Here is a 23561-nt window from a genome sequence, read left to right on the forward strand (position 1 = left end):
GCCCTCTAGAATCGCTCCGTGGCGCAGAAACAGAAGCAGAGACAGCGGAAGCAGCAAGCGAACCCGACGCAGCGGCCCCGGCCGAAAGCCGGCGAGGTGCGCAAGCTGGATGCGCGCGCCTGGATCTCAGGTGCCCGGCTGCGCACGCTCCCGCTCGCCATCGCACCGGTGCTGCTCGGCACGGCTGGCGCGATCGTCGACGGGCCGCTCGGCGAGTACCACTGGGTGCGCGCGCTCGCCTGTCTCGCGGTCGCCCTCTGCCTGCAGATCGGCGTGAACTACGCGAACGACTACTCCGACGGCATCCGCGGTACCGACGCCTATCGCGTCGGCCCCGCCCGTCTGACCGGTTCGGGCCTCGTCGACCCGAAGCGCGTGCGACTCGTCGCCTTCATCTTCTTCGGCCTCGGCGCCCTCGCCGGTCTCTTCCTGGTTTGGCGATCCGAGCAGTGGTGGCTGCTGGCCGTCGGCGCGGTCGCGATCCTGGCGGCCTGGTTCTACACGGGTGGCAAGCGTCCGTACGGATACGCGGGGCTCGGCGAGGTGTTCGTCTTCGTGTTCTTCGGCCTCGTCGCGACCGCCGGCACGACGTTCGTGCAGATAGGCAGCGTCTCCACGAACGTGTGGATCATGGCCACCGCGATCGGCCTCTTCTCCTGCGCTGTGCTCATGGTCAACAACATCCGTGACATCGAGCAGGACCGCCTCGCCGGCAAGCGAACGCTCGCCGTGCTCGTCGGCCCCGTCGTCTCGCGCTGGCTCTTCGGCGTCTTCACGCTGGCGCCGTTCGTGCTGGCCATCCTCTTCGCCATCGCGTACCGCAACGCGATCTTCACATTCTTCGCGCTGCTGCTCGCCGCTCCCGCAGTCCTCATCGCATCGACTGCCCGCAAGCCCAAAGAGCTGATCCTCGCGCTCATGCTGACGAGCTTCGCGACGCTCGCCTACGCGCTGCTGCTCGGCTTCGGCATCGTCTTCAGCGGGTACGTGCGCTAGCTGCTCGGTGAGCGCTGCGGCGAAGAGTCGGGCGTCGGCTCTTCACCGGGGTCGGCCTCGGCAGGCTCGGTCTCGGACGTGGCCTTGACTGGTTCGGCCGCCTCGGTCTCAGCGGTGGAGTCCAAGGCCGCGTCCTCGTCCTTGTCGTCGGCGGTGCGCGCATCCTTGCGCTCGGTGAGGCGCTGCAGGTCGTCGCCCATCTGCTGGCGTGTGCCGCGCAGGAAGATGACGGAGATGCACGCGCTGATGACGGCACCGATGAGGGCGCCGGCCAGCCAGTTCCACTGCCAGGCGGGCAGGGCCAGCATGACGACGGCGAATGGCACCGCGAACGCGAGCAGTCTGATGACGGAGTAGACGAGCCAGGCGCGCTTCGAGTTCATCCCGCAATTCTACGAGCGACCGGGTGATCCCAGGTTCGCCCAGGGCACAGGCACCACCAGGTCGGGTGGAGGCAAGTCGCGTATCCTCGGGGGACCATGTCTCGCCTCCTCATTACTGCCGCAGTCATCGTCGTCGCGGTGACCATCTTCGCCGTGGTCGATTGCGCGATGACGGACGCAAAGCGCACTCGTGCGCTGCCGAAACCCGTCTGGGTCGTCGTCGTCTTGCTGGTCCCCGTGGTCGGCCCGCTCCTGTGGCTGTTCTTCGGCAAGGTCCGCGGCAACGCGACCGCCGTCAAGCCCGTGCAGACGACGCCGGACGACGACGAGACGTTCCTGAAGTCCATCGGCATCGAGTCCGACAGCGAGGAACGCATCCGGAAGCTGGAGGAAGAGCTCAAGGCCCTCGATGACGTGGAGTTCCCGGCCGCCGCGCCGAAGGGCCCCGTGACCGAAGGCGGCGCTGCGACGGCGCTGGAGGATGCGGCAGACGAGCCCGTGAAGGGTGAGCGGGCCTCGAAGGCTGATAAGACCGAGAAGCCCGCCAAGCCGGAGCTCGGCGGCAAGAAGCCGCGCAAGGGCGACGCCGGCGACGCCGGCCATGATGGAGAACCCATCGAGCACAAGGACGACTGGACTCAGGGTGACGGGTCGTCCCGTGCCTGATCGGCACGCCGAATCCGAACCTCCCCACTCGCAGCACCCCGCAGGGGGCGATGCGTCGGCTGCCTCGACGCCGGTGCCCGCTTCGCTGCCGCGCACCGCAAACCCGGCGACGGACTTCAGTCTCGACTTCCTGGCCCAGCTCGTCCAGCGCGGGATCACTGATCTCGTCGTCTGCCCTGGGTCTCGCTCGCAGGCGCTGTCGCTGGTCGCGGCCGAGCTGGAGCGCGTCGGCGCGGTTCGGCTGCACGTCCGCATCGATGAGCGCTCCGCCGGCTTCTTCGCGCTTGGCCTCGCCGCCGAGACCGGGCGAGCGGTCCCCGTCATCACGACGTCCGGGACAGCGGTCGCCAACCTCCTCCCGGCCATGCTCGAGGCGTTCCATGCCACCGTGCCGCTGGTCGCCGTCACTGCGGACCGCCCGGAGGAGCTCCTCGGAATCGGCGCGAACCAGGCCACGACGCAGCCGGGCATCTTCGGCCCCAACGTCCCGCACGATGCCGTGCAAGCGCCGGTCGGGGCCGCCGATGAGGCATCGCTCGCCGAGCGCCTCGCGATGCGGGCGGCCGCGACGCGTGGGCCGCTGCACCTGAACCTCGCCTTCCGCGACCCGCTGAGCGTCGCCGTTCCTGAACTGGACGCGTGGGCCGCAGGGGTGGCAACCCTCGCCCCCGCCGACCGAGTCGCGGCGGACCAGGGTCGGGCTGCACCAGGGCAGGACGAGCCACCCGCCTCCGGAGCCGAGACGCTCGACATCGAGGCGGCGGAATGGCCCCGCACGCTCGTCATCGCAGGCGCCGCTGCCGGCCCTGAAGCGGAGAAGGTGGCGCACGACGGTGGCTGGCCCCTCATCGCCGAGGCCACGAGCGGTTCTCGCTACGGCCGCAACCTCGTACTCGCCTACCGTCAGCTCCTCGGCGCGACCTCCCCGCGCCCAGACCTCCGCGACGCCATCGAGCGGGTCCTGGTCTTCGGCCATCCGACGCTCAGTCGCGAGATTCCCCAGCTCATCGCACGCGATGACGTCCACGCGGTGGTCGTCGGGCCGACCGGCGGCGAGCCGTACAACCCGGGGCACGCGGTCGCGGCGCACGTCGACGCCGTGCGGGTGCATCCGGTGCCGACCGCCGACGCGCATGCCAGAACCGAATCTCGCGCGTGGCTCCGCGAGTGGGTGCTCGCGAGTCGAGAGCTGATGGAGGCGGATGCCGAGCAGACTCCCGCACCCGACATCGAGGCGTCTCGTTCCAGCGACACCGCGGTGCGGGGCCGCTTCGCGAAGCAGGAACTGGCGGTCGCTCGCACCAAGGTCGACCGGCGGATGCTCGCGGAGGCGGTGTGGAGCGCGACGTGGCCGCACGACCGCCTGGTGCTCGGAGCGTCGACGCTCATCCGCTCGCTCGACGCCCAGGTGGCGGGCAAGCCCATCCGGGTCCACGCCAACCGCGGTCTCGCGGGCATCGACGGCACGATCGCGACGACGCTCGGAGTCGCCGTCGGCAGCCAGCTCGGCGGTCCGGTGTCAGCTCAGGGCGGCGTGACGCGGGCGCTGATCGGCGACCTCACGCTGCTGCACGATGCGTCCTCCTTGCTGATCGGGCAGGGGGGCGAGTGGGCCCCACGCGTGCAGCTCATCGTCGGCAACGACGGCGGGGGCACCATCTTCGACGACCTCGAGGTGGCTCGGACCGCAGCCGCGGAGGCGCACACGCGGGTGCTCTACACGCCCACCAGGGTCGACCTCGAGGCGCTGGCGACCGCGTACGGCTGGAGCTACTGCCGAGCGGAGACGCGCGCGGACCTCCAGGGCGCGCTTGTCTCGCGCGAGCACGAGCGCATCCTGATCGAGGTTCCCCTGTCTCGAGGCTGAGGCCCGAGGCAGGCGCGCAGCAGGCCGCGCCACCGCGGTTCAGGCGGGCGGAAGATCGCCGTCCATCACGACGGATTGCGTCGCCGCATCCCACGCGAAGGTGGCGACCGCCTCGCCCGTCGGGGCAGCGTTCGGCTCGCCGGGCAGCGGGTAGCGGTAGGTGACGGTGATGAGGGTGTCGGAGAGCTGCCCGATCTCGGGCAAGAAGCCGTAGGCATCGGCCGTCGCCGTGCCGACGTACGCACCGCTGTGGAAGAGCAGGATGTGGTGCGGGGTGGACGCGGTGCCGCCCTCGAGCGTGACGACCACGTACGAGAGGGGCGCGCACGCATCCCAGGTCTCGCGGTCGGGTTCGGCCGCGACCCACGGCAGGTCGGGGAAGTCCGGGTATGCCTCCACCTGAGGCAGTGCGGTTTCGAGGGCCGCGGCCTGTGTCGAGTCCGTGCAGGCGGTCTCCGGCGCGGGTGCTTCGCTCGGCTCGCTCTCGGGGGCGGGTGTCGTCGTCGCGGTCACGGTGACCGTGGCGGCTGGTGTCGTCTCAGCGGTCTGTGGCGTGGTGGTCGCCGCGCACCCGCTGATGCCGAGGGATGCGGCGGCGAGGAACGCGATGGCGGCGGGGATTCGTGCTGATCGTGGGATTCGCATGGTGGAGCCCTCCTCAGTCGACATTCCCGAAGGCTAATGAGCGAGGCTTGACGGATCCAGGGAGTACGTATGTCAGGACATATGCTGATCTGGCATGTCCAGCGACGATTCCCGGAGGAACGATGGCCCCCTCATCTACGACCCCAGAGGCACCAGCGGCTGCGGACGGTGCCATGAACTTCCACACGAGGAAGTGGGTGCGCCCCGAAGACCTCAACGCCAACGGCACGCTCTTCGGCGGCAGCCTGCTGCGCTGGATCGATGAAGAGGCCGCGATCTACGCGATCATCCAGCTCGGCAACTACCGGTGCGTGACGAAGTACATCTCGGAGATCAACTTCGAGGCGTCGGCCGAGCAGGGTGACCTCATCGAGATGGGCCTCGTCGCGACCCACTTCGGGCGTACCTCCATGACGATGCGAGCCGTCGTGCGCAACATGATCACGCGCCGCACCATCCTCTCCATCGAGAAGATCGTCTTCGTGAGCCTCGGCGACGAGGGCACCCCCGAGCCGCACGGCTACTCGACCATCACCTACGCCCGCGACCGGATGCCGACGACGCACCCGAAGACCGGCACCATCGCGGTCCCGACGGCGGGCGAGGAGCGACGCTGATCACGCGCAGGAGGGCACCCGGTCTCCCGAGCGCCCTCCTCGTGCAGCTGAGCTGCGGCGCTACTGGTTGCCGACCTGCTTGTCGGCCGCGTCTCGGGCGCCCTTGATCTGATCGGTGAACTTGTCACCGGTGGCCTTCTGGGCCGCATCCGCGACGCCGTCGAGGATCTTGTCGCTCATGTCCTCCGCCTGCTCGCTCTTCAGCGCTTCGGTGACGCGCGGGTCCTTCAGGAACTCCTGTGCCTTGCCGGTGATGTCTTCGATGCCCATGTGGTTCTCCCTCGCTCGAGCGCCGCTCCCGCTCCGTCGTGGAAGCCGTCGCGGTGCCAAAGCCTAGTGCCAGGCGGTGGCGTTAGCCTGGTCTCATGCCTCACTTCACCACCGAAGACGCCGCAGTGCTGCGCGTTGCCCCCGACTTCGATCTGGGCTCGGTCGACCCCGACTCGACACCTGGTTTCACTGGCAAGAAGGCAGACGCGGCCGCCCTCTTCACCGAGCACGACGAGGAGATCGCCGAGCTGCAGGAGCGCATGTTCGCGAACGCGCGGGCCGGCCGGGCGGCACCTTCCGTGCTCCTCCTCCTGCAGGGGATGGACACGTCCGGCAAAGGTGGAATCGTGCGTCACGTCATCGGCGGGGTCGATCCGCAGGGCGTTCAGATCGCGTCGTTCAAGGCGCCGACGCCTGAAGAGCGTGAGCAGGACTTTCTCGTCCGCATCCGCAAGCAGCTGCCCGCGGCAGGCAAGATCGGCGTGTTCGACCGATCGCACTACGAGGACGTCCTCATCCAGCGCGTGCGCTCATTCGCACCGCCGGAGGAGATCGAGCGGCGCTACGGGGCGATCGTCGACTTCGAGGACGAGCTCGCCGCATCCGGGACGAAGCTCATCAAGGTGATGCTGCACATCTCGAAGGACGAGCAGGGCGCTCGGCTCGCGGAACGGCTCGAGCGTCCGGACAAGCACTGGAAGTACAACCCCGGTGACGTCGATGAGCGCCTCCTCTGGGACCAGTACCAGGATGCCTACGAGATCGCGCTGCGACGCACGTCGACGGAGACGTCCCCGTGGTACTGCGTTCCGGCGAACAGGAAGTGGTTCTCGCGGCTTGTCGTGAAGGGGCTGCTGCTGGATGCGCTGCGCGGCTTCGAGCTGCAGTGGCCTGCCGCGGACTTCGACGTCCAGACCGAGAAGCGGCGCCTGGCGGAGAGCGCCTGACACCCGCTCAGCCGGCGAGCTCGGGCGGCCAGACGACGCTGAATCGTTCGAGGACGATCTCGTGCTCCAGAGTGAACTCCCGGCCGGCGGCGGCGCGCGTGCGCTCCCAGTAGCGGAGGTGCTCGCGGCGCCAGCTGTCGAGGCTGCGGTCGTCTTCACCCTCGTCGTAGGCGAAGGCAGCGTCGACGCTGTCGAACGTGCCGATGCGCAGCTCTGTGCTGCGGATCACGACGACTGGCGCGCCGCGGCCATCGCAGGCGATCCAGTGCGAACCGATGCGGGGGAGCGGCTCGCTCTCCTCGGCGAACTCCTCGACGAGTCCTGCGGTCGCGCGCTTCGGGCCGTGGGTCACGAGCGCGAGCAGTTCGTCGGCGAGCTCGACGCTGTCCCCGAAGTACTCGACCGTGTAGTCGGACGCCGACGCGGCGGCGCTCTGGTTGGCGGCGCGGTACTCGTCCCACATCACGGCGGCGGCCGCACGGTCGACGCTCGGGAGCTCGGTGCGTCCGAGCGCCTGGTTGCTGTTGCTGCCGCTGCTGGTCGCGTCCGTCACCGCATCACCTCCGCGCCGCGAGGCCGCGGCTCGTCCTCCGCCTCGCCGCGCAGCGCCTCCACGATGGGGCGGAACTTCAGCTGCGTCTCGCGGTACTCGTCCGATGCGTCCGAGGAGGCCACGATGCCGCCGCCCGCGTATGCCGTGATCGATCCGCTCGCGTCGATCTCCGCACCGCGGAGTGCGACTGCCCACTCGCCGTCGCCGCCGGCGCCGACCCAGCCGACGGGGCCGGCGTAGCGCTGCCGGTCGAACGGCTCGAGAGCCAGGATCGCGTCGAGGGCAGCCGGGGTGGGGGTGCCGCCGACCGCCGCCGTCGGGTGGAGGGCGTCCACAAGATCCAGCACCGTCACACCGGTCGGGAGGGTGCCGCGGATGTCGCTCGCCAGGTGCCAGAGGTTCGGCAGCTTGAGCGTGAAGGGGACGCGGCTGCTCGTGAGACCTGTGCCGGGGTCGTCGTGCGTGTCGAGCGTCTCGAGGGACGCGAGCGCGCTCTCGACGGCGTAGCGGTGCTCGGCGAGGTTCTTCTCGCTGTGGCGGAGCCGCGCCTCTGCGCGTGCATCCGCTTCCTCGTCGGCACCGCGCGGTGCAGTGCCGGCGAGCACACGAGCCGAGACCTGACGCTCGAGGACCCGGACGAGCGTCTCGGGGCTGGTGCCGGTGAGGCCGTCGACGGCGTAGGTCCAGCACTCGGGATACGCGGACGCGAGGCGCGCGAGCAGGCGGCGGCGGTCGGCGCCAGCTGGGAGCCTGCCGTGCTGTTCGCGTGCCAGGACGACCTTCGAGAGGTGGCCCGTGTGGATGAGGTCGAGTGCCCGGTCGATCGCGCGGCGGTGCTCGTCGGACGACATGAGGCCGTCCTCGAGGATCGCCGTTGCGTCCGTCTCGCCGAACGGCTGAGCCTCGGGCAGGCGTGGCTTCGGCTCTGATCCGTCCGCGGTGATGGCGGTCACGAAGGAGACCGCGCCGCGGCGACCGACGATGAGCTCTGGCACCTCGAGCACGCTGCGCGCCCCGGACTCGGCCGCGAACGCGAACGCCCCGAAGGCGACGAGGCCGGAGCCGGTGGTGTTGACGGTGTCGTCGATGTCGGCCGACTCGACAACCTGCCGCCAGGCCTCGGCGGAGTCTGGGATGCGCGCCTCGCCGGTGAACTCGCCCCGCCAGGCACGTCCCGAAGCGACGATGCCGTCGCCCTGCCGAAGCCACACGAGGGGGGAGGTCGGGGAGGCGAAGCGGAGGAGATCGCCGAAATGCGGCACCTCGATGGTCCGGGCGCGCAAGCGGGGAGCGTTGACAGCTGGCACGACCGCAAGCCTAGACCCGGCGCGGAAGGGCGGCCCCGGGAGTCCGCCTGAACGCGGCCAGGGCGAAGCCTGCGCCGCAACGTAGGATGATCCGGTGACCAAAGCCGACCTGAACAAGCGACCCGAGCAAGTGTCGTCGATGTTCGACCGTGTTTCCAAGAAATACGACGAGACGAACGACATCCTGAGCATGGGCAACGCGCCGCGCTGGCGTGTGCAGACCCGCCACGCGATCGCCCCGCAGCCGGGTGAGAAGATCCTCGATGTCGCCGCAGGCACCGGCACGGTCAGCAAGGTCCTCGCCGACGCTGGTGCCAAGGTCACCGCCCTCGACTTCTCCGCCGGCATGATCGAGGAGGGCAAGCGCATCCACGGTGCCAACCCACGCATCGAGTTCGTGCAGGGTGACGCGACCAAGCTCCCCTTCGACGACAACACGTTCGACGCGTCGACGGTGAGCTTCGGCCTGCGCAACGTGCAGGAGCCGAAAGTCGCACTGCGGGAGATGCTGCGTGTCACGAAGCCGGGCGGACGCCTCGTCATCGCCGAGTTCTCGACGCCGCCGCAGGCCATCATCCGCACGGGCTACCGCGCCTACATGCAGCTCGCGATGCCGAGCATCGTGAAGCTCGTGAGCAGCGACCCCGAGGCATACACGTACCTGAACGAATCGATCATCGCGTGGCCCGCGCAGCGTGAGCTGGCATCCTGGCTGCGGGAGGCGGGCTTCGAACGGGTCAAGTATCGCAACCTCTCGGCCGGTGTCGTCGCGCTGCACAAGGCATTCGTCCCGCTCGCCGAAACCGGCAGCGCCCCCAGCTAGGGGAGACGGAAGCCAGCAGGCACCGGCCCAGCGCCACCTGCACCCCAACCCAGTTCGTGCGGAGATCTCCTTCGGACGGAACACCTGAACCACCAGGAGACATGAGCGTGGAGCTCCCCAAGACCGAACAGCGCCGCAAGGCGCGAAGCACCGTGGTGCCGGGCGGAACCGACGACCTCTTCGACGGTCCGAAGTCCGACGTGCTGCGAGAGCGGCTCGACGCTGGATTGGCCGCGGTCGAGGCCCGCCTCCGCGCCGAGGTGCAGTACGCCGACGAGATCGCCGACGTCACCGCCCGCTACCTCCTCAACGCCGGCGGGAAGCGCCTGCGCCCCATGCTCACGGTGCTCTCGTCGCAGTTCGGCGAGACGCCGGGCTCCGACGATGTCATCACGGCAGCTGCCGCGGTCGAGCTCACGCACCTCGCATCGCTCTACCACGACGACGTCATGGATGAGGCCGAGCTGCGTCGAGGCGTCGCCGCCGCGCACCTCCAGTGGGGCAACTCCATCGCGATCCTCGCCGGCGACCTGCTCTTCGCCCGTTCGAGCCTGCTCTTCTCCGAGCTGGGCCTTCGCGCCGTCCGGCTGCAGGCTTCGATCTTCGAGCGGCTCGTGCTCGGGCAGATGCGTGAGACGACCGGGCCGTCGGCCGGCACCGACCGCATCGACCACTACGTGGGTGTCCTCGCCGACAAGACGGGCTCCCTCATCTCCGCCGCCGCTCAGTTCGGCGCGATCGTGTCGAACGCACCAGAGCCGGTCGTCGCGGCGCTTGCCGAATACGGCGAGCGAGTCGGCGTCGCCTTCCAGCTCGCCGATGATGTCATCGACCTGCAGCAGAACCCGGACACGACGGGCAAGCTCGCGGGCACCGACCTGCGTGCGGGTGTCGAGACCCTCCCTGTGCTGCTGCTGGAACGCCAGGCGGCCACCGACGAAGCGAGCCGCGACCTGCTGGAGCGCATCCGCACCCGCGTCGCCGGCGTCAACGAGCAACCGGAGGAGACTCGCGCGAGCGAGGAGGAGATCTCGAGCATCATCACCGAACTCCGCGAGCACCGCGTGACGCAGCTCACGATCGACGAAGCCCAGAACTGGGTGACGCTCGCCGTCGAAGCCCTGCGGCCGCTGAAAGCCGGCCCGGCGAAGAACGCGCTCGAGCGCTTCGCCGCGGAGGTCGTCAGCCGCGATCGCTGACCGAGACGTCCCGAGACGTCCCACCCCTGACCCCTTCCGGAGGACGACACCTCGCGAGCCTCCACCTCGACCCTTCCTGGAGGACATGTGACCACGCTCCGCCTTGCCATCGTCGGCGCAGGACCAGCCGGCATCTACGCGGCCGACATCCTGCAGAAGATGGAGCGCCAGTTCGACCTGTCCATCGACCTCTTCGACAAGCTGCCAGCGCCGTACGGGCTCGTGCGGTACGGGGTCGCCCCTGACCACCCGCGCATCAAGGGCATCATCAACGCCCTGCGCGAGGTGCTCGAATCCGGTGTCATGCGGGTGTTCGGCGGAGTGGAGTTCGGCAAGGACATCACGCTCGAGGACCTCAAGCAGCACTACCACGCGGTGATCTTCTCGACGGGAGCCATCCGCGACGCCTCCCTCGACATCCCAGGCATCGAGGCGCAGGGCAGCTACGGTGCCGCGGACTTCGTGAACTGGTACGACGGGCACCCCGACGTGCCCCGGACGTGGCCGCTCGACGCTCGCGAGGTCGCCGTCATCGGCAACGGCAACGTGGCGCTCGATGTCGCGCGCATGCTCGCGAAGCACCCGAAGGACCTCATGTCCACCGAGGTGCCGCAGAACGTGGTCGAGGGCCTCGAGGCGAGCCCCGTCACCGACGTGCACGTCTTCGGGCGACGCGGGCCCGCGCAGGTGAAGTTCACACCCCTCGAGCTGCGTGAGCTCGGCGAGGTGCCCGACGTGGACGTCATCGTGTACGAGGACGACTTCGACCGCGACCCGGCGGCCGCCGAGCTCGCGAAGACGAACAAGCAGCTCATGGTCATCGGGCGCATCATGGGCAAGTGGCGCGGAGAACGGGAGCTCACCGCCTCGCGCCGCCTGCACCTGCACTTCTACTCGAAGCCGGATGCGGTGCTCACGGAGGACGGGCCAGACGGCGAGCGCGTCCGGGCGCTGCGGATCGAGCGCACGGAGCCGGACGCCGAGGGCGGCGTGCGCGGGACCGGCGAGTTCGTCGAGTACCCGGTGCAGGCCGTCTACCGGGCCATCGGCTACTTCGGCTCGCCGCTCCCCGGCGTGCCGTTCGACGAGCATCATGGCGTCATCCCGAACCATGAGGGGCAGGTGTGGGACGACGACAACCAGCAGGTCAACGGCATGTACGCGACGGGGTGGATCAAGCGCGGCCCCATCGGCCTGATCGGGCACACGAAGTCGGACGCACTTGAGACGGTGACGCACCTCGTCGCGGATCAGGGCAATTGGTGGACTCCCGCCGATGCGAGCGAGGCCTCCGTCGTCGAGCTGCTCGAATCGCGTGGGGTGCGCTTCACCGACCTCGCTGGGTGGCGTCGTCTCGATGCGCACGAGCTTGCCCTCGGCGAGGCGAATGGCCGTGAGCGGATCAAGGTTGTGGATCGAGACGAGATGACGAGGATTTCCCGGGGCGAATAGGGGTTTTGGTCGCCGTTCAAGAAGTGGGGAGTTCTGCCCATCGCGGAACGCTCGTTCACCTCGTACGCTCGGAGTACGCACAGAGAGCGGAAGAGATTTCGGGCCTGAACCGGTCCGAGTCAACACTTCAGCCGGCGGCTGAGCCGCGTCGCAATGGTCGTTCTGACCGCGGCGCGACACTGGGGGAGCTCGCCGTCGGCTGGAGATTCTTTGCCGGGGCGGTTCCGGGAACCGTTCGGCAAGATCAGCGCAGTTGGCGCAATGGGGCGCCGCTACTGGATGACGCTGGTGAGGCGGGCGACGTTGTCGAGCGCGCGGGTCAGGATGGGCCGCTGCCGCCACTCGTCGAGGGTCAGCTCGAAGCTGCGCTGCCTGTAGCCGTTCTCGACTTCGCGCATCCGGTTCACGAACTCTTCGCCGTGCACCATGAGCATGAGCTCTGCGTTGAGGGTGAACGAGCGCATGTCCATGTTGCTGGAGCCGATGAGGGTGACGGAGTCGTCGAAGGTGATGTGCTTCGAGTGCAGGATGTAGGGGCGCCGGTACAGCATGATCCTGACGCCGGCGCGGAGGAGCGCCTCGTAGTAGGAGCGCTGGGCGTGGAAGACGAAGAACTGGTCGGCGATCTCGCCCACGAAGAGTTCGACGCTGACGCCTCGCTGCACGGCCGTCGTGATGGCGTACATGAGTGAATCGTCTGGCACGAAGTAGGGGCTGACGATGACGATGCGCTCCCGCGCTGCGTAGAGCAGCTGGTTGAAGAGGCGCAGGTTGTTCTCGTTCTCGTAGCCGGGGCCGCTTGGGACGAGCTGGCAGGGGAACACGTCGTGCTGGTCGCCGGCTTCGATCTCGGCTTCCGCCTCGTCGGGTTCCGGGGTGACCGGGTCGTTCTCGAAGACGTCGGTGAGGAGCTCTTCTGTCTCGGCGTACCAGTCGGAGATGAAGACGGCGTTGACGCCGGTGACCATGGGCCCCTCCATGCGGAGCATGAGGTCTTTCCACTTGAGGTCGTCGCCGCCCGGCTTGGGGCCGCGGTGGTAGTCGCGGGAGATGAGGTTCTGTGAGCCGAGGTAGGCCGTGCGGCCGTCCACGACGAGCAGCTTGCGATGGTTGCGCAGGTCGACGCGCTGCATGCCGCCCTGCCACGGGTAGAGCGAGAGCATCCGGTGCCAGTCGGCGCCGATCTGGGTGAGGCGGTGCTTCATCTTCTTGTAGCCGCGGTAGCGCATCGAGCCGACATGGTCGAAGAGGACGCGGACGGTCACGCCGCGCTGCACGGCGCGTTCGAGCGCGTCGAAGAACGGGGCGGTGGCGTCGTCGTGGCTCATGGCGTAGAAGAGCACGTTGACGTAGCTCTCGGCTTCGTCGATCTCGTCGGCCATTCGACGGATGGCCCGGTTGTAGGTGCCGTGCAGCTCGAGTCGGTTGCCGTCGGCGAGGGGGATCGCGGTGAGGTGCTCGCCGAGCTTGGTGACCTGGGCGAACCACGAGGGGCTCGTGATGACCTGCTCGGCCGGGGCGATCTGGTCGGTGGCGTCGCGGATGATGCCGTCGACCTGAGCCTGCATGCGTCGGCGGCGAGTTGGCAGCTGGTTCGTGCCGAACAGGAAGAAGAGGACGACGCCGAGGTAGGGGATGAGGATGATCGTGATGATCCAGGCGAGCGCCGTCGTGGGTCGCCGGTTTCGGGGAATCACGACGACCGACGTGACGATGATGAGCACGTAGACCGTGGCGACCGCGCCGAGCCAGAATCCGGTGAGGCCGAGTTCCGGGTACCAGGGCATGAGCGCGCCGATGGCCGTGCTCGGGTCGAGCGCGGCCATCGGCGCCCCCGGGGGCACTAGCGGCGGTTGACGAACTGGAGGTCGACGTCGACGTCGGCGCCCTTGAGCAGCGCCATCGTCGCCTGCAGATCGTCACGGCTCTTCGACGAGACACGGAGCTCGTCGCCCTGGATCTGCGCCTTCACGCTCTTGGGGCCTTCGTCGCGGATGAGCTTCGTGAGCTTCTTCGCGCTCGGCTGGTCGATGCCCTCCTTCAGGGAGGCTTCGATGCGGTACTCCTTGCCGGAGGCGTACGGCTCACCGACGTCGAGCGTCTTCAACGAGAAGCCGCGCTTGATGAACTTGGTCTGCAGGACATCGAGCACCGCCTTCACGCGCTCTTCGCTGGAGGCCTTGAGGAGGAGCTTCTCGCCAGACCAATCGACCGAGGCGCCGACGCCCTTGAAGTCATAGCGCGTCTCGAGCTCCTTCTGCGCTTGGTTGACGGCGTTGTCCGCCTCCATCTTGTCGACCTTGTTAACGACATCAAACGAGGAATCTGCCATGCCCACCATGGTAGCGAGGACCGCCGACAATCTCGTGAGCGGGGGTGCGTCCGCGTCGTTTCGACAAACCGGGTGGAAGTCGGTAGTCTCTAGCCTGCACGTTTGCGCTTCGCGCTGTGCACTGGCGAGTTACCCAAGCGGCCAAAGGGATCTGACTGTAAATCAGACTGCTCAGCATTCGGGGGTTCGAATCCCTCACTCGCCACGAACGCCATGACGCGAGACATCCACCAGATGTCTCGCGTCATTGCCATCTGGGCCTGGTCAGGCCGACGTCCCGGACGCCATCACGCCTGCGCCTCCATCACGCCAGCGTGCCAGGCGTCGAGGAGACGCGCGACCGTGCGCGTCTGCTCCCACGGCATGGCGCGTGACTCGAGGCGACCGTCCCTCAGCGCGCGCGACACCGCATCCGCCTCGGCCGCGAACGGGTGCACCTGCGCCACCTCGATGCGACGCCTCTGCCCCTCGTGGATGTGGCTGAGCACGTTCGGCGACAGGTCGCGGTCGCCGAAGGCGTTCTCGAGGGTGATCCAGCCGCCATCTCCGACGATGTCGGCGCGCTTCGTGAGCTGGGTATCGATGGAGCATTCGACGAAGGCGGTGAAGCCGTCCGCCTCGACGCTGGCGGAGGAGTAGACGTCGACTCCAGCCTCGATGCGTCCGTGCGGGTTCGCGAGGTGTAGCTCCGGAAGCGCGATGCCGGCGGAGGCCGCGGTGCTGACGGCGAAGGAGACGGGGTAGCCGCCGACATCGAAGATCGCTCCGCCCGCGAGCTTCGGGTCGAACAGGCGCCCGTCCCTGCTGCCGGCCGCGAAGCCGAACTGGGCGTGCACGTGCAGGGGCGCGGCGACCTGGCCCCACTTGAGGCGACGGTCGACGGCACGGGCAAGCGGGCTGAAGCGCTGCTTGTAGGCCTCCACGACGGGCAGGCCGGCGCGCTCGGCAGCCTCAAGGACCCGTTCCGTCTCGGCGGCGCTCGGGGCCAGCGGCTTCTCGCACAGCACTGCCTTCCCGGCCTCGAGCGCTGCGATCGCGAGCTCCGCGTGCGTCGTGTGCACGGTAGCGACGTAGACGGCGTCGATGTCATCGCGCGCCAGGACCTCGGCGTAGGTCCCGGAGACCGCTGCCCCGTAACGGGCGGCGAAGGCCGATGCCCGTTCGGCGTCGCGGCTGGCGACCGCTCGCAGCTCGCCATGTTCGGAGCTCGGCAGCCACGTCGCGAACGACTCCGCGATCGCACCCGGCCCGAGGATGGCCCACCTGGTCTTCTGCATGACGCGAACCTACCCGAGCGGTCCGTCCAGCATCCACGGGAGGTTCCCTGGGGGTTCTGCGATGAGTGGCCCTCGCCGACGCTGGCCGGGAGCACGCCGATCCCGCACCTGGGCGTCACCCGCACAGACGCTGATCGTTCACCCGCGAGGACCAACCGCGGCGACGGTCAGGCCAGAATTGGCGCACAGCTGTCGACGAGGACCGGAGAAGACCGTGACCGCACCGAAGCAAGACAGGGACCCCGTCAGCAGCTACCGCCCCCGGCTCGCGCCCTGGGCCATAGGCATCGCCATCGGCGTCGCGATCGGGATCGTGATCTCCGTCATCCTGGCGATGACCCCGGCCTTCACGGTCGCGTTCATGATGACGGGCATCGCTCTGGGCGTCGGCTTCGCGATCGCCCTGCAGGCCGCCTTCGACGACATGGCGAGCAAGAAGAAGTAGCAGTCACACCGTCGCGGCGAGTGCCAGCGTCGCGAGGGGCACGATGATCGCGACCCCCACGAGTCCGAGCGCGACGAAGCGCAACCACGAGATCGTCACGCCCAGTGACACGAGACGCTCGTGCCAGAGCAGCGTCGCGAGCGAGGCCCACGGCGTGACGAGCGGTCCGAGGTTGACGCCGATGAGCAACGCGACCAATCGGGCGGGGCTGTCGGCGACGGGTTCGAGGGCGAGGTAGGCGGGCAGGTTGTTGATGCCGTTGGCGCTCGCGGCGCCGATCGCCGCCAGCTGCAGGAGGCTGAGCGGGTCGTCGCCACGCCCCGAGACGGCGGCGAGCAGCTCGCTCAGCCCGTGCGCGTGGGCGGCCTCGACGAGCACGAACAGCGACCCGGCGATGCCGAGCGCCTGCCAGGGCACGAGGCCGAAGCGCAGCGCATCCCGCCGACGCGCGGCGAACGCGCCGACGAGCAGGAGCGCGGCGGCGCCCGCCGGAACCGCCACTTCGACGCCGGAGACCAGCAGTGGCAGCAGCAGGGCAGTCACGACCGACGAGAAAATCAGCAGCGGCCGATCCGGGATGCTCGTGGGCGTCGGCATGCGGTACCGCCGGTCGAGCTGGCGGCGGAAGACGAACGACAGGATGGCGGCGCTCGCGACCACGCCTACGAGCGCCGGTGCCCACGTCAGCGCGAGGAACTGGAGAGGCCCGCCCTCGAACGACCGAGCCGCGAGCAGGCTCGTGAGGTTCGAGACCGGGAGGAAGAGGGATGCGGTGTTCGCGAGCCAGACGGTCGCGAGCGCGAACGGGATGGGTGAGACGCCGACGTGCACGGCGAGCAGCACGACCACCGGGGTGACGAGCACGGCGGTCGTGTCGAGAGAGAGGAAGGCGGTGCTCACGACAGCGAGCAGGAGCACGAGCATCCACAGCAGCCACAGGCGGCCCCGGCCGAGCTTCGCGAGCCGGTCGGCGAGCGCCGAGAAGACGCCGGCCTCGCTCGCCAGCTCCGCGACGATCGTGATGCCCACGACGAACGCCAGCACGGGTATCACCCGCTCGCCCAGCTCCAGCAGCTCGGGAGCTGGCAGCACACCGGTGGCCGCGACGACGACCGCCGCGACGACGAGCACGGCGGTGGCGATGAGTGGGGCGACGCGGGACGCGGGGGACTCGGCCATGGCTGAGCAAGTTTAGGCCCGCGATACGGCCCCGATGTCGGTGCTCGCTCGTAGGATTCGAGCATGAGCGCGAACGATGACGTTGCGAGCCGCGAGGCGGCCGTCGTCGTGAGCGCGCTGCACGTCAGACGCGGCGGCAAGGCGGTGTTCGACGGGCTGGAGCTCTCGATTCCCCGCGGGCAGATCACCGGTCTCCTCGGCCCATCCGGATGTGGGAAGACGACCCTCATGCGCGCCATCGTCGGCGTGCAGAAGACGGCGGGTGGCACCGTGACGGTGCTCGGCGAGCCCGCCGGATCGCGGCAGCTCCGCTCCCGCGTCTCCTACGCGACGCAGGCCGCATCCGTCTACGACGACCTGACCGTGGCGCAGAACCTCAGCTACTTCGCGAGCGTGCTCGGAAGCAGGCGCGCCGACCTCGGCGCGCTCATCGACCGCGTCGGGCTCACCGGGCAGGCCAGGCAGAAGGTCGAGTCGCTGAGCGGCGGGCAGAAGAACCGCGTCTCCCTCGCGGTGGCGATGCTCGGGGACCCGGAGGTGCTCGTGCTCGACGAACCCACCGTCGGCCTCGACCCCGTGCTGCGCCAGGACCTGTGGGCGCTGTTCCGCTCACTCGCCGACGATGGCGCGACCCTGTTCGTCAGCAGCCACGTCATGGATGAGGCCATGCGCTGCGATCGCCTCATCCTGATGCGGGATGGCCACCTCATCGCCGACACCACCCCGCCGGAGCTCCTCCGTGAGACAGGCACCAGCGACGCGGATGCGGCCTTCCTCGCCCTCATCGAACGCGGCGATACGAGCCACGGGCGACACGCGGGGTCCGAGGAAGGGGCCGCATCGTGAGCCCCACCAGAACGTTCGCGACGGCCGGGCGCGTGCTCAGGCAGCTCCGCCACGACCCGCGCTCCATCGTGCTCATGGTCGTCGCCCCGAGCCTGCTCGTCGGCCTCTTCGCCTGGCTGTTCTCCGAGCAGGACGGCGTGTTCCAGCGGCTGGGCCCGGCGATCCTGGCGTTGTTCCCGTTCATCATCATGTTCCTCATCACGAGCATCACGACCCTCAGGGAACGCCGCTCGGGCACGCTCGAGCGGCTCATGACGACGCCGCTCGCGAAGGGCGACTTCATCGTCGGCTACGCGCTCGCGTTCGCCGTCGCCGCGGTGGCGCAGGCCATCGTCACCGTGGCGTTCGCCGTGATCGTGTGCGGCCTGAGCGTGGAGGGCCCGCTGTGGCAGCTTGGCCTCGTCGCGGTGGCGGATGCGCTGCTCGGCACCGCGCTGGGGCTGCTCGCGAGCGCGTTCGCGCGCACCGAGTTCCAGGCAGTGCAGTTCATGCCCGTGCTCGTCATCCCGCAGATCCTGCTCGGCGGCATCCTCATGCCCCGCGACCAGATGCCGGACGCGCTGCAGGCGATCTCCGACTGGCTGCCGCTGAGCTACGGCATCGACGCCATCAACGCGGTCACGGCGGGGAGCTCGGCATGGGACCTGTGGGCGCCCGTCCTCGTCATCCTCGCGTTCGCGGTCGGCGCGCTCATCCTGGGCTCGCTCACCCTTCGCCGTCGAACCGGGTAGACGCTACTTGGCGGCGACGCTGTCGAGATGCTCTCGCAGCGCGATGATGATGTCGTCGCGCGTCGTGTTGCGGGCGTGGGCGAGCTCCTCGATGAGCCAGTCGAGCGTCATGTAGTTGGCGTGCAGCAGGTTCGACAGCTCGATGTTGACCTTCACCTGGTTGGGGCCGCCGTCAGCCGGCAGCTCCGCATCCGGGTCGCCGTCGGAGTCCAGCCCCTGCCCCTGCTCGACCTGCACGACAAAAGCGCCGACCTCGACGAGTCGCTCATAGGCGAGCGCCGCGGCATCTGGCGACACCTCCGTGACGGAGACGGCGTCGAGCAGCACGTGCGCTGCCTCTCGGCTGGTAGCTGGAGTGGACATGCAACGAGGATAAGCGCGCACTTCGAACAGACAGTCAGGGTCCATCCATGCAAGGCACAATCGGGGACATGAGCAGCAAACCCACAGCGAAGGCCCGCCCCACTCCAGACGCGCCTGTCGTGGTCATCGGGGACGCCATCGTCACGGAACTGCAGGAGACGGAGGCGCGTGGGGGACTCACCCGCCGCAGCTACGTGAGCGGCTCAGCCCTCAACGTCACCATGGCGCTCGCGCGCCTGGGGGTGCCCGTCGCCCTCATCGCGAGCATCGGCGACGACCCGGACGGGCTTCGCATCCGCGACCACCTGCGGAAGCGGGGCATCCAGTTCGCGCCGTCGGTGTCGCTCGCGGGCACCGGGCGGGCCCTCGGCGAACCAGCAGACGGGGAGCCCCTGTACACGTTCGACGACGCGGCCCGGGCCCGCCGCATCCGCTTCGACGACGAGCAGGTGGCGCTCATCCGCGCGGCGCCGTTCGTCGCGATCTCCGGCTTCGCGTTCGACGACAAGAAGCAGCACAGGCGGCTCCTCGAGGCCGTGATCCGACCGCAGGAGCGTCTGCTCCTCGACCCGAATCCGCGCCTGGGGCTCGTCGAGGACCCAGGCGCGTTCCTCGACAACTTCGAGCGGCACGTGTCCAGCGCCCTGTTCGCGCACCTGTCCGACAACGACGCCGACCTGCTCTTCGAAGCGCCCCTCGACGAGGCGACCAGCGACATGCTCGACCTCGGCGCCACCCACGTGCTCGCCACGGAGGGCACGCGCGGCGGGCGCTGGGTCAACCGGGCCGGCATCGATGTGGCCGAGCCGATCGTCGAGCTGCCAGGTGAGATCGTCGACACGATGGGGGCCGGCGACGCGGTCTTCGCGACCGCGGTCGCCTCCATCGCGCAAGGCGGGGTGCCGCATGAGGCGGCGGATGCGCGTCGAGTGCTGCAGCGAGCGATGGCCGTCGCGGCCGCCACGGTGCGCGTCACGGGCAGCTTCCTCGCCGCGGACGACGACCTGCCGCCCGCCGCTGAAGCGTAGGCCGCGACCTCCCGGCGGTCTCGGGATGGAAAAGTCGCTTCGTGCTGGGGAACTTCCCGCAACGAGGTGATTTCCCCATCCCGAAACCGTGGGCCGGTGGGGCAACTACTCCGACGAGGCCGCTGACGCCGGGCCCGAAGCCGAGCCCGACGCAGGCGCCACTGCCGCCGCCGCGCGCTCGCGCTTCTGCTTGCGCTGCACGGAGACGCCCGCGACGATCGAGATGCCAGCGATGATGAAGCTCGTCGTGACCTCGATGAGGCGCGTCTCGCCCGCGAAGAACATGTAGATGAGCAGCGCGGAGAGCGCGACGATGACCACCCAGGTGAGCCACGGGAAGCCCCACATGCGGATGGCGCCCTTGGTGATCGCGTTCGGGTCCTCGCCGGCGGCGACGGCGTCTTCGGCGAGGATGCGGCGCGAGCGCAGCTGGGAGACGGCGATGACGATCCACACGAAGATCGCGACGGCGCCCGTCGAGTTCACGAGGAACGAGAACACGTACTCGGGGGTCGTGTAGTTGAGCACGACCGAGAGCAGGCCGACGACGGCGGATGCGAGGATCGCGACGTACGGGGTGCCGCGCTTCGAGACCTTGCGGAACGCCTTCGGCGCCTCGCCGCGACGCGACAGCGAGAACGCCATGCGGGACGCGGTGTAGAGCGACGCGTTGAGGGTGGAGAGCAGCGCGGAGAGCACGATGATGTCCATCGCGAGGGCTGCCCAACCGATTCCGGCGGCGTTCAGCATCGTGACGAACGGGCTCACGCCTGCCGTGATCTGGTCCCAGGGCAGCACGATGAGGACCACGAGGATCGAGCCGATGTAGAAGAGCAGGATGCGCCACACGACCGAGTTCACGGCCTTGCGCACCGCCTGGGCTGGCTGCTCGGACTCGCCGGCCGCGATGGTGGCGACCTCGGCGCCGAACATGGAGAAGATGACGGGGAGGAGCGCGGCGAGGATGCCAGCGACGCCGAACGGGGCGAAGCCGCCGTCGGCCGGCGCGAGGTTCCCGAACGTGGCCGTGTTGTTCGGGATGACGTGCGCGATGAGGAGCGCGCCGACGATGATGAAGATGATGATGGAGACGATCTTGATCGACGCGAACCAGAACTCGAACTCGCCGAACGACTTCACGCTGATGAGGTTCGCGATGAGGAACACGAGGGTGATGATGAGCGCCGGGATCCACTGGGGAACCTCAGGCAGCCAGCCGCTGATGATGACGGCGGCGGCCGTGGCCTCGATGCCCACGACGACCACCCAGAACCACCAGTAGAGCCAGCCGATGGAGAGGCCGGCCCACGGCCCGATGAATCGCGTCGCGTAGGCCGAGAACGATCCGGTCTCAGGGGAGATGGAGGCCATCTCGCCGAGCATCCGCATGACGAGCACGACGACGACGCCCGCGAGGGCGTAGGCGAGGATGACGGCGGGGCCGGCCGCGAGGATCGCGGTGCTGGAGGCGACGAGGAGGCCCGCGCCGATGACGCCGCCGAGGGCGATCATCGACAGGTGGCGCGGCTTGAGCGTGTTGGCGAGGGCCTCGCCCTGCTCGACGGCCGGGCCGCGGCGCGACTGGTGGCCACGCTCGCTCAGGTCGCGGCCCTTCTCGGTGAAGACGGCCTCGGTGTGGGGTGCTGCGGCACCTTCTGGAATCTGGCCGTCAGCGCTTGGGGACGTCATGGATCACGTTTCTCCTGGTGAAGGGAACCCCGGGCGTCGCGCGTTCGCTGAAGAGTCAGCACATGAGGGAGGAGCGCGCTGGGCGCCTCGAGGTCGGTACTGAGCAAGGGTAGGGGGCGTCACACGTCCCGTTCACCTTGTGTTCATAAGTGACGTGGGTGATCCCGTCAGCTCGCCGGGGAGTCGCCTGGCAGGGTCTCGGGGTCGCTGGGTTCGACGCTGCCGCGTGCGTCCCGTTCCGCGGTCGTCTGCGCTTCGGTGGCGCCGCCGATGTCGACCGTGAACCAGCGGATCGTGACGCCGCAGATGGGGCCGATGAGCAGGGCGAACGCGACGGTGCCGATGCCGACGTCGCCGCCGAGCATCCACCCGATGGCGAGCACGATGACCTCGAGGCTCGTGCGCACGATCCAGATGCGCCAGCCGGTGACGCGGTGCAGGCCCGTCATGAGCCCGTCGCGCGGCCCCGGCCCGAAGAGCGCGCCGATGTAGAGGCCCGTCGCGAGCCCGAGGGTGAGGATGCCCCCGGCCAGCAGGAGGATGCGCCACCAGAGATCGAGGCCCTCGGGGATGAGCCAGAGCCCCAGGTCGGCGCAGGGCCCGACGAAGAGCGCATTGAAGAGCGTCCCGAACCCCGGCCGCTGCCGGAGGGGGATCCAGATGAGGAGCACGACGACGCTGATGAGCACCGTGATGAGCCCGAAGGGCAGCCCCGACTGCACCTGGATGCCGAGCGTCAGCACATCCCACGGGGAGACGCCGAGCTCACCCCGCACGATCATCGCGATGGCGAGGCCGTAGAGGACGATGCCGATGACGAGCTGCGTGGCGCGACGGGGCAGGCGGACGATGGAGCGCATCCGCTTATCTAAGCCCCTCGCGCGCGGCGGCATCGCGGTCCACTCGGGAACAGTGGATGGGTGCGGGCGCCGGGCTGGCGGGCTTAGCTGACGGAGCGCACCGTGGAGCGGATCTCCTCGGCGGACGCGAGGAACTTCTCGAGCTCGCTCGGCGACATGGGGGTGTCGAGGATGCGCTCGACGCCGTTGGCGCCCACGATCACGGGGGTCGAGATGGCGACGTCGTCGATGCCCCACTGCCCCTGCAGCAGCGTGGAGACGGGCATGATGGCGTGCTCGTCGTTGACGATGGCCTCGGCGATGCGGGCGCCGGACAGGCCGATCGCGTAGTTCGTGGCGCCCTTGCCCTCGATGACCTTGTACGCGGCCGTCCGCACATCGTGGGTGATGCTCTCGAGGGTGTCCTCGGTGAAGGGGCGTTCGCCGTCGCGCTCCCAGTCGAGGATGGGGATGGGGCCGATCGTGGCCTGCGACCACAGCGCGAACTCGCTGTCACCGTGCTCGCCGACGATGGTGGCGTGCACGCTCGTGGGCGCGAGACCGCCAGCGAGCTTCGCGATGATCCAGCGCAGGCGGGAGGTGTCGAGCACCGTTCCCGACGAGATGACCCGGCCGGGCGGCAGGCCGGAGATGCGCTGGGCGACGACCGTGAGCACGTCGCACGGGTTCGTGACGAGCACGAACACGGCGTTGGGTGCGAGCTCCACGAGCTGCGGCATGAGCGACTCGAGGATGCCGACGTTCACGCCGACCAGGTCGAGGCGCGTCTGCCCGGGCTTCTGCTTGGCGCCCGCCGTGATGATGACGACGTCGGCTCCCGCGACGGTCGTGATGTCGCTGGAGCCGGTCATGACGCTCGAACCCGTGAACTGGGTGCCGTGCGCGAGGTCGAGCACCTCCGCTTCGACCTTCTTCGTGTCGATGTCGTAGAGGGTGATCTCGCGGGCGACGCCACGGATGAGGCACGCGTACGCAAGCGAGGTGCCGACGCTGCCAGCCCCCACGATCGCGACCTTCGACTGCTTCTGCACGGGCATGGTGCTTCCTTTCGGGAAGATCAGCAACCCTCTGATCGTATGGGCGCTG

25 protein-coding genes and 1 tRNA gene are annotated in these 23561 nt (G+C 69.0%); 13 read left to right on the forward strand and 13 right to left on the reverse strand.

Features of this window, described 5'->3' with window-relative positions:
- Positions 1-18: 18 nt before the first annotated feature.
- Entirely contained in the window at positions 19-996 is a 978-nt protein-coding gene (locus tag C5B97_RS04295) for a 1,4-dihydroxy-2-naphthoate polyprenyltransferase (RefSeq protein ID WP_104310891.1), read from the forward strand.
- On the opposite strand, the gene C5B97_RS04300 is transcribed toward C5B97_RS04295, so the two are convergent.
- Positions 993-1379: a DUF4229 domain-containing protein gene (locus C5B97_RS04300; RefSeq protein WP_104310892.1), complete on the reverse strand. Its 387-nt coding sequence runs from the start codon at positions 1377-1379 to the stop codon at positions 993-995. The genes C5B97_RS04295 and C5B97_RS04300 overlap by 4 nt on opposite strands.
- A 96-nt stretch (positions 1380-1475) precedes the next feature.
- Here C5B97_RS04300 and C5B97_RS04305 point away from each other — a divergent pair, with 96 nt between their 5' ends.
- Positions 1476-2045 (forward strand): PLDc N-terminal domain-containing protein, encoded by a 570-nt coding sequence (locus C5B97_RS04305; protein WP_104310893.1) that lies wholly within the window; start codon positions 1476-1478, stop codon positions 2043-2045.
- Positions 2038-3912 carry a 2-succinyl-5-enolpyruvyl-6-hydroxy-3-cyclohexene-1-carboxylic-acid synthase gene (gene menD, locus C5B97_RS04310; RefSeq protein WP_308471448.1) on the forward strand — a complete coding sequence of 625 codons (1875 nt, stop codon included), beginning with the start codon at positions 2038-2040 and terminating at the stop codon, positions 3910-3912. Before C5B97_RS04305 ends, menD begins: the two co-directional genes overlap by 8 nt.
- A 39-nt stretch (positions 3913-3951) precedes the next feature.
- On the opposite strand, the gene C5B97_RS04315 is transcribed toward menD, so the two are convergent.
- The gene (locus C5B97_RS04315) at positions 3952-4557 is read right to left on the reverse strand and encodes an LppP/LprE family lipoprotein (protein ID WP_181026899.1); all 606 of its coding nucleotides are present in this window, start codon (positions 4555-4557) and stop codon (positions 3952-3954) included.
- 173 nt (positions 4558-4730) lie between these two features.
- Here C5B97_RS04315 and C5B97_RS04320 point away from each other — a divergent pair, with 173 nt between their 5' ends.
- Positions 4731-5174, forward strand: coding sequence for an acyl-CoA thioesterase (locus tag C5B97_RS04320; protein WP_104310896.1), 444 nt, complete (start codon positions 4731-4733; stop codon positions 5172-5174).
- 60 nt (positions 5175-5234) lie between these two features.
- Here the strand turns inward: C5B97_RS04320 and C5B97_RS04325 are convergent, their stop codons facing one another.
- Positions 5235-5444 carry an Rv0909 family putative TA system antitoxin gene (locus C5B97_RS04325; protein ID WP_104310897.1) on the reverse strand — a complete coding sequence of 70 codons (210 nt, stop codon included), beginning with the start codon at positions 5442-5444 and terminating at the stop codon, positions 5235-5237.
- A 95-nt stretch (positions 5445-5539) separates the two neighbouring features.
- Between C5B97_RS04325 and C5B97_RS04330 the strand changes: the two genes are divergently transcribed.
- The gene (locus C5B97_RS04330; protein WP_104310898.1) at positions 5540-6391 is read left to right on the forward strand and encodes a PPK2 family polyphosphate kinase; all 852 of its coding nucleotides are present in this window, start codon (positions 5540-5542) and stop codon (positions 6389-6391) included.
- A 7-nt stretch (positions 6392-6398) separates the two neighbouring features.
- On the opposite strand, the gene C5B97_RS04335 is transcribed toward C5B97_RS04330, so the two are convergent.
- Both C5B97_RS04335 and C5B97_RS04340 read right to left on the reverse strand, forming a co-directional pair.
- Positions 6399-6854, reverse strand: a complete 456-nt coding sequence (locus C5B97_RS04335) for an ASCH domain-containing protein (protein WP_104310976.1) — start codon at positions 6852-6854, stop codon at positions 6399-6401.
- Between the two features lie 86 nt (positions 6855-6940).
- The gene (locus C5B97_RS04340) at positions 6941-8251 is read right to left on the reverse strand and encodes an isochorismate synthase MenF (RefSeq protein ID WP_258067941.1); all 1311 of its coding nucleotides are present in this window, start codon (positions 8249-8251) and stop codon (positions 6941-6943) included.
- Positions 8252-8345: 94 nt separating this feature from the next.
- On the opposite strand from C5B97_RS04340, the gene C5B97_RS04345 reads away from it, so the two are divergent.
- From C5B97_RS04345 to C5B97_RS04355, 3 genes are all read left to right on the forward strand, one after another.
- Positions 8346-9074 carry a class I SAM-dependent methyltransferase gene (locus C5B97_RS04345; protein ID WP_104310978.1) on the forward strand — a complete coding sequence of 243 codons (729 nt, stop codon included), beginning with the start codon at positions 8346-8348 and terminating at the stop codon, positions 9072-9074.
- Between the two features lie 101 nt (positions 9075-9175).
- Positions 9176-10273 carry a polyprenyl synthetase family protein gene (locus C5B97_RS04350; protein ID WP_104310899.1) on the forward strand — a complete coding sequence of 366 codons (1098 nt, stop codon included), beginning with the start codon at positions 9176-9178 and terminating at the stop codon, positions 10271-10273.
- 87 nt (positions 10274-10360) lie between these two features.
- Positions 10361-11725, forward strand: a complete 1365-nt coding sequence (locus C5B97_RS04355; protein WP_104310900.1) for an FAD-dependent oxidoreductase — start codon at positions 10361-10363, stop codon at positions 11723-11725.
- A 272-nt stretch (positions 11726-11997) separates the two neighbouring features.
- Here C5B97_RS04355 and cls read toward each other — a convergent pair whose 3' ends face one another.
- Both cls and C5B97_RS04365 read right to left on the reverse strand, forming a co-directional pair.
- On the reverse strand, positions 11998-13551 hold the full coding sequence (gene cls / locus C5B97_RS04360; RefSeq protein ID WP_258067942.1) for a cardiolipin synthase: 1554 nt from the start codon (positions 13549-13551) through the stop codon (positions 11998-12000).
- 17 nt (positions 13552-13568) lie between these two features.
- Positions 13569-14057 (reverse strand): YajQ family cyclic di-GMP-binding protein, encoded by a 489-nt coding sequence (locus tag C5B97_RS04365; RefSeq protein WP_104310980.1) that lies wholly within the window; start codon positions 14055-14057, stop codon positions 13569-13571.
- Between the two features lie 123 nt (positions 14058-14180).
- Here C5B97_RS04365 and C5B97_RS04370 point away from each other — a divergent pair.
- Positions 14181-14262, forward strand: a tRNA-Tyr gene (locus tag C5B97_RS04370).
- 82 nt (positions 14263-14344) lie between these two features.
- Here C5B97_RS04370 and C5B97_RS04375 read toward each other — a convergent pair.
- Positions 14345-15334 carry a Gfo/Idh/MocA family protein gene (locus tag C5B97_RS04375; protein ID WP_104310901.1) on the reverse strand — a complete coding sequence of 330 codons (990 nt, stop codon included), beginning with the start codon at positions 15332-15334 and terminating at the stop codon, positions 14345-14347.
- A gap of 214 nt (positions 15335-15548) precedes the next feature.
- Between C5B97_RS04375 and C5B97_RS04380 the strand changes: the two genes are divergently transcribed.
- Positions 15549-15779, forward strand: a complete 231-nt coding sequence (locus C5B97_RS04380; RefSeq protein ID WP_104310902.1) for a hypothetical protein — start codon at positions 15549-15551, stop codon at positions 15777-15779.
- Positions 15780-15782: 3 nt separating this feature from the next.
- Here C5B97_RS04380 and C5B97_RS04385 read toward each other — a convergent pair whose 3' ends face one another.
- A complete protein-coding gene (locus tag C5B97_RS04385) occupies positions 15783-16958 on the reverse strand; it encodes an SLC13 family permease (protein WP_104310903.1) in 1176 nt (391 codons plus the stop codon).
- A gap of 63 nt (positions 16959-17021) precedes the next feature.
- On the opposite strand from C5B97_RS04385, the gene C5B97_RS04390 reads away from it, so the two are divergent.
- Both C5B97_RS04390 and C5B97_RS04395 read left to right on the forward strand, forming a co-directional pair.
- Complete coding sequence (locus C5B97_RS04390) at positions 17022-17804, forward strand: ABC transporter ATP-binding protein (RefSeq protein ID WP_104310904.1); 783 nt, start codon at positions 17022-17024, stop codon at positions 17802-17804.
- Positions 17801-18535 (forward strand): ABC transporter permease, encoded by a 735-nt coding sequence (locus C5B97_RS04395; protein WP_104310905.1) that lies wholly within the window; start codon positions 17801-17803, stop codon positions 18533-18535. Before C5B97_RS04390 ends, C5B97_RS04395 begins: the two co-directional genes overlap by 4 nt.
- A 3-nt stretch (positions 18536-18538) precedes the next feature.
- Here the strand turns inward: C5B97_RS04395 and C5B97_RS04400 are convergent, their stop codons facing one another.
- Positions 18539-18898, reverse strand: coding sequence for a hypothetical protein (locus C5B97_RS04400; protein WP_146080713.1), 360 nt, complete (start codon positions 18896-18898; stop codon positions 18539-18541).
- A gap of 68 nt (positions 18899-18966) precedes the next feature.
- On the opposite strand from C5B97_RS04400, the gene C5B97_RS04405 reads away from it, so the two are divergent.
- Positions 18967-19926, forward strand: a complete 960-nt coding sequence (locus C5B97_RS04405; RefSeq protein ID WP_181026900.1) for a carbohydrate kinase family protein — start codon at positions 18967-18969, stop codon at positions 19924-19926.
- Between the two features lie 105 nt (positions 19927-20031).
- On the opposite strand, the gene C5B97_RS04410 is transcribed toward C5B97_RS04405, so the two are convergent.
- From C5B97_RS04410 to C5B97_RS04420, 3 genes are all read right to left on the reverse strand, one after another.
- Positions 20032-21615, reverse strand: a complete 1584-nt coding sequence (locus tag C5B97_RS04410) for an amino acid permease (protein WP_104310908.1) — start codon at positions 21613-21615, stop codon at positions 20032-20034.
- A gap of 167 nt (positions 21616-21782) precedes the next feature.
- The gene (locus C5B97_RS04415) at positions 21783-22475 is read right to left on the reverse strand and encodes a YitT family protein (protein WP_211891172.1); all 693 of its coding nucleotides are present in this window, start codon (positions 22473-22475) and stop codon (positions 21783-21785) included.
- Positions 22476-22558: 83 nt separating this feature from the next.
- A complete protein-coding gene (locus C5B97_RS04420; RefSeq protein WP_104310909.1) occupies positions 22559-23512 on the reverse strand; it encodes an L-lactate dehydrogenase in 954 nt (317 codons plus the stop codon).
- Positions 23513-23561 lie beyond the last annotated feature (49 nt).

The organism is Pseudoclavibacter sp. RFBB5, from assembly GCF_002931555.1.
Lineage (GTDB): Bacteria > Actinomycetota > Actinomycetes > Actinomycetales > Microbacteriaceae > Pseudoclavibacter.